This is a genomic window from Streptomyces sp. NBC_01717 (assembly GCF_036248255.1).
In the GTDB taxonomy this organism is placed as follows: domain Bacteria; phylum Actinomycetota; class Actinomycetes; order Streptomycetales; family Streptomycetaceae; genus Streptomyces.
The window spans coordinates 9,187,557-9,202,307 of record NZ_CP109178.1 but is presented as its reverse complement, the minus strand read 5'-3'; the positions used below and the strand labels follow the sequence as shown (position 1 = coordinate 9,202,307).

Genomic DNA, 14,751 nt, shown 5'->3' with positions numbered 1-14,751 from the left:
TGGGGTGCAACCGCCAGGTGGCCCGCCATACAACCAGCATGATCGGTTGTCAGGCTCGTCGGGACCCTCAACCTCCCGTCACAACGGGCTGGACCGCCGTCGGACAGAGTCCCAGAACAGACACAACGGAAAACCAGACGGCGCCGTCCACGGCTCGCCCCCTGATCGTTCACATCTTGGCGGTCAGGGGGCGGCGTCGGACCAGCCCGGTCGGTTGAGGCGCGGGAGCCGGGTGGATCTCCCGCACGGGCTCGTTCTCAGACGGCGCAATTGGAGCCGCATCAAAGGAAGTTCAGATGCCTGTCCACAACCTTCACCGAGGAAGGAGCGGTGCTCGTGTCTCATGCAGGTGGGACGTAGAACACGCCGGTACACGCCCAGCCGGTTCGGATATTTTTGATACCTCGCTGAGCGGTGGACGCCGCCTGGGTGAATGAGAATCGTAAGAAGCCGCTGGTCGAGTGATCCATGGGATTTGACGATCGCATGGCGAGGTACCGATCAGCATGCGTGTCGGACCGAAGCGGGAAACGGTCCTCAACCTCACGCGTCGAGCCATCACTTGTTGGGCACGAGACAGTGCGATTGCCGACCCGATGCGTCGAGAAAGGTACAGTCGTGACCCAGCAGAATGTGACAGTTGCTGTCACGGGAGCGGGCGGCACCGGTGTGGCCAAGGCGTTGCTTGCCGCACTTCAGCAGGACGACCGGGTCGGCCATATCAATCTTCTGGTGTCGGCCAACGGGCGCAAACTAGTGGCCTTCGAATTCCAGACCAGTGAAGATCCGGACTCGGTGGTCCAGGCCCTGGAGGCGACATCGCCGAAAGTACGCTTCCTGGATCCGGCCGACATGTCCGGACCAGTGACCAGCGGCAGCTACCCGAGCGACGCAATGATCATCTTGCCATGCGCGGCCGGCGTACTCGGACGCATCGCTCACGGCCAGACCGAGAGCCTCATCGAGCGAGCCGCGGACGTGATGTTGAAGCAACGGCGCAAACTCGTCCTCTGCCTGCGGGAAGCCCCTCTGAACCTCATCCACCTGCGCAACATGGTCGCTATCACAGAGGCCGGAGCCACCGTGTACCCCATGATCCCCACGTACTACAACGTGCCGGAGACACTCGCGCAACTGCGGGACGAGTTCGTCGAACGCGTCTTGCAGTTCCTGGGCCTTCCCGGCACAGATCGCTACCAGTGGGACGGCACCGACACCGCGGCGCGACGCGAGCACACTCAAGCACGCTAGCGGACTGGCCAGGGGCTCCGAAAACACGACGCGTCGGCGAACTCAAGTGGCTTCGCGCTGGGGTGCTCCCTGTCGGTTCCGCGCCGGGTCCGGACAGATCGACCACGACGGTCGCAGCACGCTTGGCGCGCAGGCACGCCGCTCCCAGGGCCCAGGCCATCGGCGGGAAGGCCGCCGATCGAGCGCATGACGCACGCGAGCGCGCAGATTCCAATGATCACGAAGACATGGGTCGCCCTGCGCGAGAGCCACACCAAGGCGTGAGCTCCGTATGCACGGGAACCGACTGGGTGCAAGATGCCGAGGTGGGTTCCCAGATGGCTCCCGAGGGAGCTCTGTTCAGAGAACCACGGGCCGTAGCCCCGGCCCCGGCATTACGCCTCGTACCGGCTCAGCCATTCCTTCTCCTGACCCGGGTCGGGCAGGACCCGGCCGGCCTCGACAGCGGAACGCGCGGGACTGTCCTGGATCACCACCAGGATGCGGTGCTCGGGTATCCCGGTGATGCGGGACACCGCCGCCGACAGCTCGAGTGCCAAGCGGGTCGTCTCCTCCTGCGGGTGGCCGCGGCGCGCCCAGCCGCTGATCAGGAGCGGCGCCCCTGGTTCCCCGCCGACGTAGACGCTGTCCTGAGGCAGTTCGGAGAAGAGCACGTTGACGTACGTGGGCGAGACGTGATTGATCTCCGCGTGGATCCTGGTGATCTCGGCGGCCAGGTCGCCCTTGGCACCGGCCCTCAGCGTTCCCTGGGCGGTGGTGCAGGTATAGATGGGCACGTCGACTCCTGAGATGAAGGACCTGTGGGCGTGCCCCCGGGCATCGGGTGCACGGCTGGGTTGGGGATGGTTCGTCCTGGAGGAGGGGCCTCCGGGGTGGTGGCTGATGACGGGGCCCTCGTGGTGTGTGGGGGTGATTTGGATCTGTCCGGTCGATCACGGCGGAGACGCCGGTGTGGCACACACATCTGCGGCGTTGTCATCGATTACCGACTCCCCACGCTCGGCTTCGTTCGCAGGAGGGGGACCCTCATCGCGTCGACGCCGTCCTGTGCCGTGCAGCTGCGGGCACCACACCCCCGCACACCGGAACTGACAAGGCGCCGCCGTCTTCCGCCACCGTCACAGACGGGACAGGTCCTCATTGCTGTGGTCGGTGAGGGTCTTGAGGTCCGTGACCGTGTAGGCGAGGTCGAAGTGGAATCCCATGCCGGTGCGCTGGACAGGCAGGTCGGCCAGTTCTTCGCCGTGGGCGGGGAGGAAGGCGAGGTCGGCGGTGCCGGCCCAGGCGTCGCTGACGGCGGCGTCGTCCAGCACGGACATGACCAGTTCGTGGACGGCGGGCTTGTCGTGTTGCCCAGCGGCCAGGCGGGGGAAGTGGCGGAGGTTGACCACGGGGCGGTTCATCAGGGCGGCAGGGTCAGGGACCGGCTGCTCGAGGGTGATCCTGGCTTCGGCAATGCGCTGTCCGGCGGCGGAGGCGGTGGCGCCGAACTGCCCGCCAGGGCCGAGAACAGGAGTGCCGGGCCCGCCGACGGAGTAGACGCGGGTCTGGTGGACGGCACCGAGCTTCTTGGGAAAACCCTGGACCCAGCCGCGGGCCATGGCGGAGTCGTTGTCCACGTAGATGTAGGGGCACCAGGCCACTGGGGCGCCGTTGTAGTGGGCGTCCAAGGTGACGAGGAACTCCCGGTACTGCGAGCGTGCAGGGTCCAGGTACTCCAGGCCCGTGGAGGAGTACTGCCAGTCGATGAACATCGCGACGCCGCGGCCGGCGGAGTCCGGGTCGGGGGTCAGACCCTCGGGCAGAGTCGCTGCGGCGGCGGCCGGGTCGGTGAAGAACTCCACACCCACCACGGTGCCCGCGTAGTGCCACGGCGGGGCGGGCGCCAGGTTCGCGATGCCACGGGGAGACAGGGGGACGGTGTAACCCTTCATGCCACGTCCTTCGGGAAGAGACAGACCGAAACGATACGTATCGTTTCATTGATGAACGCGACGATAGCACGCCTTGACGCATGAACGAAACGATACGTATCGTTCCGAACATGGGACTCGTCTTCTCCTCAGGTTCGGTGGCCGGTGGGCCGCGTTCTGTTTCAAAGATCCTCGACGCGACACGGGATGTCCTGTCGGGACAGGGATACCCGGCACTGACCATCGAAGCCGTCGCGGCGGCCGCGGGCGTCGGCAAATCGACCATCTACCGCTGGTGGCCCAGCAAGGAGGCACTCGTCGCCGACGCGCTCGCCGAGATCTTCCGCGCCGAGGAGATCCCCGATCAAGGCGACACCCACGCCGAACTGCGCCACGCCGTCGACATGACCATCGACAACTACGCGAACGAGGACATGGCCGCCTCGCTGCCCGCACTCGCCGGCGGCCTTCTCCCCCACCCCGAACTCATGGCTCGTTTCCGGGAGGCTTTCCTCTCCCGGAAACGCGAGAACATCGCCGCAGCACTGCACCGCGGAATCCGACGCGGCGACCTGCCCCAAGACCTCGACACCGACCTCGTTCAGGACATTTGGGCCGGCACCATCCTCTACCGACGACTCATGACCGGCTCCCCCCTCGACGCCGACCTCGCCGAACACCTTGTCCAACTCGTCACCAACACTCCCCCGCTGCTCCCCCGCCGAGAGGCGGGGGTGCGTCCACTTACGGACCCGTGAACCGGGCGACTGCGCTCGAGCTGTGACCGGATGGGCGATCTACGGCCACCGGCTGCCGTCAATGCCTCGGTGGGACCGTCGAGGCCCGGCTCCGGCGCCCGCTCGGAGGGCGACCTGGTCGCCGTCATGGGAAGCGTCGGCGGCGGTCTGTTCGTCGGTGAGTGCGGGCCATCGGGCCGACGTGCCAGTCACGGCGCGCCCCGACCCAGCCGTCTCCCGCCCAAGCAATGAGGTGTCGTCAGCATTTGCCCCGGTGTCTCCGACGGCACCATGGCACGGCGCCGGGTGGAGAGCTGCCGAGTTCAGCGTTGTTGGTCGCGTCCACCGAGCTCATCTGCTCGACGACCTCGTCAACGAGTACGAGCAGAACCTGGCCCACCCTCAACCACGCCCCTGGTCGACAACTCGAACTGGGGCTTTCCCCCAGGACAGCCCCCGGCACCCCAGGGCCACCGCTCTGTGGAACCGAGGCTGCCGCAAGGGTGGCGAAGGTTCAAGCACGTCATGACACGGATGTTCCAAGTGGCCGCGCCAAGACCGTCTCGCGTCCGCCTCAATTGGTTGCTCGGTGTACGGCCGACCGAGCGGATGCCGCCGCCCTCGCCGCGTGGCCGTGCTGCTCCTGACATGCGCATCTCTACGATCCAGCTGACGGGCTGTTGGCCGTCGTCGTGACTTCGTGGCCGGGCGCAGGTCTTGCCCGGCCACACACTTCCCTGGGGAGAGATGTGACCCGGCTCAATACCCACTTCTCGCTGCCCTCGCTGGTTGTCGGCGTGGTCTTCGCCGCCGCCTCGCTGGCCGGTGGCTCGGGTTGTGCACCGACGGGACACTCCCACGCCACGCACCAGCCCGCAGCGCAGGACGGCGCCACACCTGCGGGCCTGGCCCCCCGACTGCAGGACCCCCCGGAACTCGTCAGCCGCAACGGCACCCTCAAGGCCACCCTTGTCGTGGAACGACGCAAGGTCCAGGTCGGCGACCATCAGTTGTACGCAACAACCTACAACGGGGCGTACATGCCGCCCACCTTGCGCGCACGACCCGGCGACCGCATCGACCTCACGATGACCAACCGCATCAACGAGGACACCAACCTGCACACGCACGGCCTCCACGTCTCACCGCGCGCGCCTGCCGACGACATCTTCATCGCCATCAAGTACAACCACTCGTACCACTACTCGTACCGAATGCCGCTCAACCAGCCCACCGGCACCTACTGGTACCACTCACACGCCGACATGATGTCCGCCCCCCAGGTCGCAGGCGGCGAGTCCGGCATCATCATCGTCGACGGACTCCAGCACTACCTGCCCCCGTCATTGCGCCACATCACCGAGCACACGCTCGCGCTCAAGGACTTCCAGATCCAGGGCGACTCGATCAAGACCCATCCCCTGAGCATCGGCGCACCCACCAACCGCACGGTCAACGGCCAGAAGAACCCCATCATTCGCATCCGGCCGGGAGAGACACAGCTGTGGCGGCTGGCCAACATCGGCGCCAACATCTACTACAAGCTTCACCTCCCGGGCGCCCGCTTCCATGTGATCGCCCAGGACGGCATTCCCGTCCGTAAGGTCTATGCCCAGGACACGCTGATCATCGCCGCCGGCGCCCGCTTCGACGTCCTCGTCCAGGGCGGCAACCCGGGCACGACCCGGCTGGAAACCCTCCCCTACAACACCGGTACCGCGGGAAACCAGTTCCCCCAAGCGGTCCTCGCGACCGTCGTCACCGACGGACCGTCCATGACCCAGGCCACCATCCCCACCAGCTTCGCCTCACACGAAGACCTGAGCCACGCAACGATCGCTGCCCGCAAGACCGTGGTCTACACGGAAAACAAAGCGGGCACGAAGTTCTTCATCAACGGCCGGATGTACGACCCGGACCGGATCGACTTCACCTCCACTTTCGGCACCGTCGAGGAGTGGAGCGTCCGCAACGACACGAACGAGGACCACAGCTTCCACATCCACACCAACGACTTCCAGCTGATGAGCACCGATGGGAAAACCCACGACCCCTCCCACGGCTGGTACGACACAGTGAACGTGCCCGCGCGTGGAGAGATCGTCTTCCGCATCCACTTCATCGACTTCACCGGCAAGACCGTCCTGCACTGCCACATCCTCAACCACGAGGACATGGGCATGATGGCCGTCCTCGACATCGTCGACAAAAGCCGCGATTCGCAAAACTGACAGCCGACGACAGGGCAAGGTACGGTACCGGGCCGTTGTGAGGAGCCCACCTCCGGCGATCGCTCCCGGCCCGTCGGACAGGGCAGTCCTGTCAGGTGGCGCGCAGTCCGCCGTCGACGAACTGCTCAGTGCTCGCGCGGTTCCGCACCGGCTGTAGCCCTCGGTAAGGAGGGCGTCGATGCGGGCGCGCTTCTGCCGGGTGCGATCGGCGAACCGCTGCCCGGTAGGCCACGCCTGTGCGGCAGCCTTCAGATTCCCGGCACGAGGTCGATCAATCGGCGTGCGGCGGGCCCTGTTCGATCCGGTTCGGGTACGGCGATCGAGGCACGCCAGACCGGGGTGGTCGCGGCCGGCAGGCGCAGGCAACGCAGGGAAGCCGCCTGTGGCTTGTGGGCGATGGGCTCGGGTACCAGGGCGATGCCCAGGCTGTGCCCCACCATGTCGATGAGGCTGTGTACGTCGTTCACCTCCAGGGACACCTGCCGCTTCACCCCGGCCTCGCCGAAGGCCCGGTCAGCCAGAGCGCGAGCTCCCCAGTCAGGAGTGAAGTCCACGAACGCCTCGCCGTTCAGCTCCTCCCATTCGACCTGTTCGCGGGCTGCGAGCCGGTGCTCGGGGTGGCACATCAGGACCATCGGCTCGTCTGCCAGCGGCAGCAGGCTCATGCCCTGCAGCGGTTTCCCGCACAGCGCGACGAATGCGAGGTCCAGCCGGCCAGCGGCGACGTCGTCGGCCAGAGTCTGCGAGCCCGCCTGCCGGAGCTGGATCTCCACGCCGGGGTGGAGGCTGCGAAAACGGGCCAGCAGCGCGGGAACGTCCACGGCGCTGAGCATGCACTGCTCACTGCCGACAGCCAGGGTGCCGCGCAGCAGTCCTTGTACGGCGTCCACAGCCTCCCTCGCTGCGCGCACACCCGCCAGGGTGCGGTGCGCCTCGGCCAGCAGAGCACGCCCGGCGTCGGTCAGTTCAACGTTGCGGGTGTTGCGCAGGAAGAGCCGGGCGCCCAGCTCCTTCTCCAGGGAGCGGACCGATGCCGACAGGCCGGACTGGGAGACGAGCAGCCGCTCGGCGGCGCGGGTGAAGTGGCGCTCCTCGGCGACTGCGACGAAATACTCCAGGTGTCTCAGTTCCATGATTCAGAAGCCTAGACGCTGAATGGCTTCGTTTTCTTCTATTGGACGCAAATTGTGAGCCGGGGGCACGCTGCTGAGAGCGCGCGCCGCGGCAGCAGCGTGCGGCACCAGGTTCCAGGTTCCAGGAAAGGCTTACGTCACCATGCAGACTCGCCGTATCGGCTCTGTCCAGGTCAGCGCCATTGGGCTGGGGGGAATGCCGATGTCGATCGAAGGCAGGCCTGATCAAGCTCGCTCCATCGCCACCATCCATGCCGCGCTGGACGCCGGTGTGACTCTCGTCGACACCGCTGACGCTTACCACGTCGGCGCCGATGAGGTCGGGCACAACGAAACCCTCATCGCCAAGGCCCTCTCCACGCACAGCGCCGGTTCTGAGGTGCTGGTGGCTACCAAGGGCGGTCACTTGCGGCCAGGTGACGGCACCTGGACGGTCAACGGTTCGCCCGAGCACATCAAGCGTGCCTGCGAGCTGTCTCTGACTCGGCTGGGCGTGGAGGCGATTGGTCTCTACCAGTTCCACCGCCCTGATCCCCAGGTGCCCTACGCCGACTCCATCGGAGCCCTGGCCGACTTGCTCGACGCAGGAAAGATCCGGATGGCTGGGATCTCCAACGCGAATCCGGATCAGATCCGGCTCGCCCACAAGATCCTCGGTGGCCGACTGGCCAGTGTCCAGAATCAGTATTCTCCCGCTTTTCCCTCCAGCCGTCCGGAACTGGATCTCTGCACCGAACTGGGTATCGCCTTCCTGCCCTGGAGTCCGCTCGGCGGGATCTCCAACGCCCGTCGTCTGGGCCTCAAGTACCTGCCCTTCACCACCGTGGCGCAGACATATGGCGTCAGCCCCCAACGAGTCTGCCTCGCCTGGATGCTGGCGACCTCGCCCGTCGTAATCCCGATTCCCGGCTCCAGCCGCCCCGCGACTGCGGTCGACTCAGCAGCAGCAGCCGACCTGATCCTGACCCCGGAAGAGTTCGCCCGACTCGACGCCATCTGAACCTTCTCCGGCTCAGACCCCGAGTCCAGGGATCGAGACCCGGACCCATACCTGCACGCTCGAGCCGCACGGAGGCAACCATGCACGGCCTGGGACTCCATCTCTGGCCCGGCGGGCCACTACCGACCTGCGCAAGAGCTGCAAGCCGGTGATCGGCTACAACTACATCACGTCGATCACGGCTCGTAGCTGCTGATCGTCAGCGACGTACGCTCGGTGGAGGAGCCGGCGATCAGGAGGTGGGCGGTGCAGCGGATGTATCTGCTTTGGAAGATTGCGGCGGCAGGATTCGCCGTGGACCAGATCACGAAGGCGATCGCCGCGGTTGTCGTCGAGGGCCATGAACCCAGGCACCTGCTGGGCGGTGCGGTGACCTTCACCGCTTTCCGAAACTCCGGAGCGGCCGGTTCCTTCGCGCCCCGCGCAACCCTGGTCTTCACGCTCCTGGCTATCGTCGTGCTCATCCTCATCGCCCGGGTCGCCCCCTCCATCCGGTCCACCGGCTGGGCGGTCGGCCTCGGACTGATCTCCGCGGGCGCCGGCGGCAACCTCGCCGACCGCATATTCCGCACCCCCGGATTCGGTCGTGGCGCCGTGCTGGACTTCATCCAGATCGGCGAGTCAGGGATCTTCAACCTCGCCGACCAGTGTGTGACCGCCGGTGCCGCAGTCGTCCTCATCCAGACCTTCCGTGGTGTTCCCATGCGCACCGTCGTTACGAGCGGCCTCGGGAGTCGTGCGCTGGAGCGGTGACAACGCAGCGCAGACCGCTGCCCCCCGGCCGACGCACCGGGAGCTGCCCCGGGGGAAGCGGGCCCGGCTGTCGGCGGTGCGGATACCGCGAGCGGGATGTCCTGCCCGTCGACGATGATGTGGTGCTTGCTGTCCGGACGTGCGCGGTCGGCCGGGCTGGGCCCGCTTTTGGGCCGAGCCCGGCCCGCGCGGACGCGCGAGGAATCGATCACCGCCCGGAAGCAGTCCAGCTTTCTTCCTGCCCGAGCGCCGCCGGGGACGCTCCTCTGCGCCCGTACTGGTAGTCCCGGCTATGGCACGTTGTGGACTGTGTCTTCCTCAACCTGGCGCGAGCTGCTCGTTCGCACGAGTCCTGATGCGGACGTCGGCTGACTCGCGTCAGTCGGCCTCCCCCAGGTAGCTCAGGGCTTGACAGAAGTCATCGAGGGCGGGCCCGAACTCGCCGGCGGCGGTGTGGAACGTCGATCGGTCTATCAGGATCTTGGCCAGTGTCGGGGTTCCGTCTGCCGGGTGGTGCTGGGACAGCCGGCGGGCCAGGCTCACTCCGTCATCGAACAGGGGGCGCACTCGATCCGCGAACAAATGGGTCCGGTGCTCCCAGTAGACAGCGGAGCGGACGGTCAGGACCCGGTGCAGTCGGACCAGTTCGGCCAGGTGCAGGTCCGGATCTTCGGTGGCTCGCGGAGCAAGGGTGTCCACTCTTTCCCGCAGAGCGATACGGCTGTCGAAGTAGCGCCGCTTGGCATCGGGGGACCACTGCATGGGCGTCGCCCCCGAAGGCGGACGCGGTCCACCGGACGTCGGCCGCTCGCTGTCTGCGCCGGAGAAGGACAGCAGAACCGCCCAGTAGGACGCCTGATAGCCACTCCAGGACTTGCGCTCACCCGTGGCGGCCAACCCCGTCAGCAAGGCAAGTGCCTCTTGCCGTACGGCGGCCGCCTGCTCGCCTCGGCCGCAGGTGTCGAGCATCTGTGCATACCCGATCAGTGAGTAGAGATGGCAGGCCATCGGGCCACGGTCGTTCGCGGCCTCAACCGCTTGCATGCTGACGAGAGTCTCGAACGCGGCGAGTGCTTCGCCGGACCGGCCGGCGTCATCGAGAGCGGCGATCCACTCCAGGAGTGACCAGGCGAGACCCCCACTACCGGGCCCGTCGGGCAGGATCGCCGCCACCCACTCGGTGAGGGCATCGGCAGCCTCGGCACAGCGGCCTTCCTCGGAGAGACCGGCAGCCCAGTCACGCAGCCCCTTTACCGCAGGGTCTCGGGACAGTTCGGCCTGCGCGCGGCCGATGGCGAGCATCTCGGCGCGCATGGCGAGCCCTTCGGCGCGTCGGCCCAGGGTGTACAGCTCTCTCTGGCACGAGTCGAGTGCCTCGTACAGAAGATCCCCACGAGCAGGTTCGGCCGGATCGATGGCCCGCGCCGCAGCCACCGCCTCCTCGCGCAATGCGAGACAGGCTGCATGCCGTTCGCCCGCGCTGGTGTCGTAACTCAGGCGTTGCAGGGCTTTGACCAAGCGCGGCAGGTAGGAGACGGGGCTGACCTGGGCTAGCACCCGGTAGGCGTCGACTTCCTCACGTGGAGTGCGGCGTCCCGACGCGAGCAGTACATTCCGCGCCCGCACGATGTCGTCCTGATCGACTTTCCCCGAGAGATTCATAACGGAGATTCTGGGTGTCCCGGAGAAGGCCGAACAAGCCCGCTGACCTGTGCCGTTCGTCCTACGAAATCACCCTCTGACCTGTCATGATGGGTGTGTCATCACTCCCTTGGCTTCGTTCGACTTCAGCGACAGCGTTCGGCATGCTCTCCACGAGGCCGTCCGTGGAGCCGAAGTGCAGGTAGATCGTCTCGCCGTCCTTGACGACGTAGCCCCTGAGACCTCGAAGTCGCCCGCAGAGCTGTGACTTTGGTCAGTAGGTGTCACCTGATCGAGCTTTCTGTCGCTTGGCGTGCTCGGTGTACGTGGACGAGTCGCTGGGGCCGGGGCCGAGGGATTCACCCGCTATCGCGACCCCGTCGCGGCATACACGGACGACGCCTGGCAGCGGGACAGCGACGGCAACACCCGGCATACGCAGCGGGAGCGGGCCATCGCCGTCGCGGACGTCACCTGCAAGCGCCGCCACCATGGCCGAGCTCTGGCACGCCGTACGGGCGCAGAAGCAGGCCGCGGACATCGCACGGCATCGCGACCGCTACGCCGCCGGGCTGCAGGCGCTGCGGACGTACCGGGCCAACATCGCCGAGGTACTGGAGAAGGTGGATCGTTCGGGCTGACCGATGCCTGACGTAGGTACTCTTGTGAGGGCTCAATGCCTCCTGGCCGGGCTCTCACGTCTGGTCAAATGACGCAGCTCCCCGCCCTCAGCGGGGTGGTACCGGTCCGGGCCCACGGTGCCCGGGCTGAACATCCGCCTGACAGCGGATGACTTCTGACCAGGGCAATGGGCGGCAGTTCGGCTCGAAGGACAGGGTGGGGTTGCCTCTCCACCTGACCGCCGGAGGCGCTACTCCGTGCCAAGATCTCCGCCTGAAGGCTGTGCGTGACCTTCGCGCCGAGGGGCAAGGGGCACTCTCAGGATGATGGTGGTGCCCTTCCCAGGAACGCTGCGGAGCGTGAGCCGGGCGTCGATGAGGTCTGCGCGCTCGTGCATGGCGGAGAGCCCCACTCCCCGCACGGTGGAGGCCGGGGGTGTGGCCGCGCGCAGGGTCGGCCAGCGTCTGGAGTCCGGTGGCTGGGACATTCCGTGCCCGTCGTCGGTAACGGTCAGCGTCATCACATGGCGGCCCGCCTCCATACCGACAGTGATCCGAGTGGGTTGGGCGTGTTTCACCGCGTTGGTCAGGGCCTCCTGCACGATGCGGTACACGTGGGCCTGTGCTTCTGAGGTCAGCCGGTCGCTGATGCCGGTGTCCTGCGGATCGATCCGGAGATCGACGCGGATACCGAAGGTCTCCGAGGTGCGTCGGCACAGCGCCTCCAGGGCCGCGCGCAGTCCCAGTTCGTCCAGGACCAAAGGACGCAGATCCGTGATCAGGTGGCGCAGCGAGGTGATCTGGTTACCCACCAGCGAGCGTGCCTGCTCGATGGCGCTGCGCATGGCCTCGGAGCGGCCGTCGGCGGCCGCGGCGGAGAGCACCACCTGCACGGCGCCGAGTTCCTGGAGGGTGTCGTCGTGCAGTTCACGGGCCCAGCGGCGGCGTTCGCGCTCTGCGCCGTCATGGCGGGCTCGGACACGTTCACGTTGCAGGCCCCGGTCACGGTGGGTTGCGCTGCGGATGGTGGAGGCCGTGTACGCGACCAGGAGAAGCGGGAGCACGTGGAGGGCGTTCAGCAGCGGTTGCTCAGTGATGCGGACCAGGCTGGCCACGGCGAGCATGAGCGCGATGGCGCCGGCCACGACCATCCAGGTCCGGCGTCCCGCGGTGTACAGCGGCGCTGCCGCCAGATACGGGGTGGCCGCGGCCAGGGACAGGGCCAGCTCGGAGGGCAGCGGCTGGTCGGTGATCTCCAGGGCCGCCGCGGCCGCGAGCAGACAGGTTCCCGCTACCTGCAGGGCAAGGCCCCATCGGGACCGGCGCAGTCCCCTCATGTCACCAGGCCACGCTCGCGGGCCGCGGCGATGAGCTCTGCCCGGGTGTCCTTGCCGAGCTTGTCCCGGATCCGGGCACGATGGGTTTCCACCGTCCGGACCGAGACATAAAGACGCTGTGCGATCTCCTGATTGGTGTGGCCCAGCGCCAGCAGCGACAGGACCTCGGCCTCGCGTGGGGTCAGCGACTCCTGGTCCACCGGGCCCGGCGCCTCGACGGCGAGCCTGGCTCCCAGCACCGGCTGGACGTACGTCGCACCGCCGGCGACCTGGTGTACGGCGGCCCTCAGCTCCTCGGCGGCTGCCTCCTTGAGCAGGTAACCGGCCGCGCCGGTGCGCAGCGCCTCCCGGGCGAACGCCGGATCCTCCTGCATCGTGAGGACCAGGATCCGCGTGCCGGGTGAAACGGTGAGCAGCTCGGGAATCATGGGCAGACTCGACTGGCCGGCCATGGTCAGGTCCAGGACCAGCACCCGCGGACGGGTCCGGCGAACGGCATCGAGGGTGTCAGGGACTGTGGCGCTCTCGGCGACAATCCGGAAGGCCGGGTCCTGGGCCAGCAACAACCGCATTCCGGCCCGGACCACCAGATGATCGTCGGCCAGTACGACGGTGGTCCCCGGGGGCCCTTGCCGGGACGGGGGGGAGCTGGGGGCATCCATAGCTGCAACGGTAGATCCGCTGTGACGGTCAGGCAGCCGCTGTCGGCGCATGTGCGGGAAACCCGCAGGAAGGTGCGCGGGGATGGCGCAGCCGCGGACGGAAATACCTGCGGTGCAGGTGCAGGGTCCTACGGATACGCAGTGCGGGTCGGCACCGATGTGCCCGACGTCGTCGGGGCGGATGCTCAAAGGGATTGCTTCTGCATCCTCTCTCCCTTGAGGCAGCTCCTCATGACCCGATCCGCTCTCCCACTCCCCCGTGTCGGCACCGGCACCCGCAGGCCGGGGCGTCCAGCCACTCAGGTGGGTACCGACGGCGGCCGCGGGTGGCATCTGTGGCACCTCCCGTGCCGCCTGCCGGCGGGCGGCATCCTCACTCAGGCTGCGGTCCCGGTGGCGCTGATCACAGCCATCACTCTGTGCGCCACCTTCGCCCCTATGACCATCCATCTGTCCCCTCTTCTGGTCGCTGCGCCCACCTCCACGGCGGCGTTCGCCGGCTCCCGTTTCATCGCGGGTACCGCCCTGGCCGCGAGCGCGGCAATGTTTGTCATCGACCGCCATGACGGCCTGCTGCATTCGCCACTCCTGCCGATCCACATCGGCGCCCTGCTGGTGGTGTCGGGTTTCGTCGTCGTCGCCCGGGCGCTGCACGACCGTGACCTGAGGGAACTGACCCAGGTACGCGCGGTGGCCGAGGTGGCCCAGCGGGTCGTGCTGCGCCCCCTGCCCCGGCAGCTGGGTCCGCTGCGCGTCGCCTGTACGTACCGGGCGGCCGCGGCGCACGCCCAGGTGGGCGGCGACCTGTACGCCGTCGCCCGGACCGGCCGGACGACCCGGTTCCTCATCGGCGATGTCCGTGGCAAGGGCCTGCCCGCCGTGGAGGACGCCTCCGCCCTTCTCGGCGCCTTCCGCGAGGCCGCTTACCAGCACGCCACCCTTCCTGAACTGACCGCCGCCCTGGAGAGCAGCGTGCGCAGGCACTTGGCGCAGCTCACCGACAGCGACCCCGAGAGCAGCGAACGCTTCATCACCGCGCTCCTGGTAGAAATCCCCGACGAGGCTCCTCTCGTCCAGGTCATCAGCTGCGGGCACCCCTCACCCCTGAGGGACCACCGCGGCAAGGTGGCCGCCCTGCCCATACCTCATCCCGCACCACCCCTTGGGCTGGCGAGCACATCTCCCGGCACCTACAACGTCGACACCTTCGAGTTCAGCCCTGCAGACACCCTGCTGCTCTACACCGACGGCGTCATCGAAGCCCGCAACATCACCGGCGGCTTCTATCCGATCCTCGAGCGGGCCTCCACCTGGCCTTGGGAATGCCCGCACAGCCTGCTGCGGCACATCAACCACGACGTGGACACCCACACCGGCGGACGCCTGCAGGACGACCTCGCCCTGGTGGCCATCCAGCGCACCTCCGCGCCGGACACCGGCCAGGGTCCGGACTCCCCCCCAGCGCCCCCACCC

General features: G+C 67.4%; 12 protein-coding genes and 1 pseudogene. 7 read left to right on the top strand and 6 right to left on the bottom strand.

Features of this window, described 5'->3' with window-relative positions:
• Positions 1–618 precede the first annotated feature (618 nt).
• Positions 619–1,251, top strand: a complete 633-nt coding sequence (locus tag OHB49_RS41600) for a UbiX family flavin prenyltransferase (RefSeq protein ID WP_329166200.1) — start codon at positions 619–621, stop codon at positions 1,249–1,251.
• A 374-nt stretch (positions 1,252–1,625) separates the two neighbouring features.
• Here the strand turns inward: OHB49_RS41600 and OHB49_RS41595 are convergent, their stop codons facing one another.
• Both OHB49_RS41595 and OHB49_RS41590 read right to left on the bottom strand, forming a co-directional pair.
• Positions 1,626–2,027, bottom strand: a complete 402-nt coding sequence (locus tag OHB49_RS41595; protein ID WP_329166199.1) for a tautomerase family protein — start codon at positions 2,025–2,027, stop codon at positions 1,626–1,628.
• 342 nt (positions 2,028–2,369) lie between these two features.
• Positions 2,370–3,185, bottom strand: coding sequence for an acetoacetate decarboxylase family protein (locus tag OHB49_RS41590; RefSeq protein ID WP_329166198.1), 816 nt, complete (start codon positions 3,183–3,185; stop codon positions 2,370–2,372).
• A 110-nt stretch (positions 3,186–3,295) separates the two neighbouring features.
• Here OHB49_RS41590 and OHB49_RS41585 point away from each other — a divergent pair, with 110 nt between their 5' ends.
• Positions 3,296–3,922 carry a TetR/AcrR family transcriptional regulator gene (locus OHB49_RS41585; protein WP_329166197.1) on the top strand — a complete coding sequence of 209 codons (627 nt, stop codon included), beginning with the start codon at positions 3,296–3,298 and terminating at the stop codon, positions 3,920–3,922.
• A gap of 728 nt (positions 3,923–4,650) precedes the next feature.
• Positions 4,651–6,132, top strand: coding sequence for a multicopper oxidase family protein (locus OHB49_RS41580; RefSeq protein WP_329166196.1), 1,482 nt, complete (start codon positions 4,651–4,653; stop codon positions 6,130–6,132).
• A 248-nt stretch (positions 6,133–6,380) separates the two neighbouring features.
• Here the strand turns inward: OHB49_RS41580 and OHB49_RS41575 are convergent, their stop codons facing one another.
• Positions 6,381–7,265 carry a LysR family transcriptional regulator gene (locus OHB49_RS41575; protein WP_329166194.1) on the bottom strand — a complete coding sequence of 295 codons (885 nt, stop codon included), beginning with the start codon at positions 7,263–7,265 and terminating at the stop codon, positions 6,381–6,383.
• A 142-nt stretch (positions 7,266–7,407) separates the two neighbouring features.
• Between OHB49_RS41575 and OHB49_RS41570 the strand changes: the two genes are divergently transcribed.
• Together OHB49_RS41570 and OHB49_RS41565 are read left to right on the top strand one after the other, a co-directional pair.
• Positions 7,408–8,265: an aldo/keto reductase gene (locus OHB49_RS41570; protein ID WP_329166193.1), complete on the top strand. Its 858-nt coding sequence runs from the start codon at positions 7,408–7,410 to the stop codon at positions 8,263–8,265.
• 255 nt (positions 8,266–8,520) lie between these two features.
• Positions 8,521–9,018, top strand: a complete 498-nt coding sequence (locus tag OHB49_RS41565) for a signal peptidase II (RefSeq protein ID WP_329166802.1) — start codon at positions 8,521–8,523, stop codon at positions 9,016–9,018.
• A 378-nt stretch (positions 9,019–9,396) separates the two neighbouring features.
• Here OHB49_RS41565 and OHB49_RS41555 read toward each other — a convergent pair whose 3' ends face one another.
• On the bottom strand, positions 9,397–10,680 hold the full coding sequence (locus OHB49_RS41555) for a hypothetical protein (RefSeq protein ID WP_329166192.1): 1,284 nt from the start codon (positions 10,678–10,680) through the stop codon (positions 9,397–9,399).
• Between the two features lie 470 nt (positions 10,681–11,150).
• Between OHB49_RS41555 and OHB49_RS41550 the strand changes: the two genes are divergently transcribed.
• Positions 11,151–11,300 (top strand): hypothetical protein, encoded by a 150-nt coding sequence (locus OHB49_RS41550; RefSeq protein ID WP_329166191.1) that lies wholly within the window; start codon positions 11,151–11,153, stop codon positions 11,298–11,300.
• Between the two features lie 230 nt (positions 11,301–11,530).
• On the opposite strand, the gene OHB49_RS41545 is transcribed toward OHB49_RS41550, so the two are convergent.
• Positions 11,531–12,616, bottom strand: a complete 1,086-nt coding sequence (locus tag OHB49_RS41545; protein ID WP_329166190.1) for a sensor histidine kinase — start codon at positions 12,614–12,616, stop codon at positions 11,531–11,533.
• The gene (locus OHB49_RS41540) at positions 12,613–13,278 is read right to left on the bottom strand and encodes a response regulator (protein ID WP_052190202.1); all 666 of its coding nucleotides are present in this window, start codon (positions 13,276–13,278) and stop codon (positions 12,613–12,615) included. Before OHB49_RS41540 ends, OHB49_RS41545 begins: the two co-directional genes overlap by 4 nt.
• Here OHB49_RS41540 and OHB49_RS41535 point away from each other — a divergent pair.
• Positions 13,207–14,637, top strand: a pseudogene (locus OHB49_RS41535) (PP2C family protein-serine/threonine phosphatase); the annotation flags it as partial. The gene OHB49_RS41540 and the pseudogene OHB49_RS41535 sit on opposite strands and share 72 nt — an antisense overlap.
• Between the last annotated feature and the right edge of the window lie 114 nt (positions 14,638–14,751).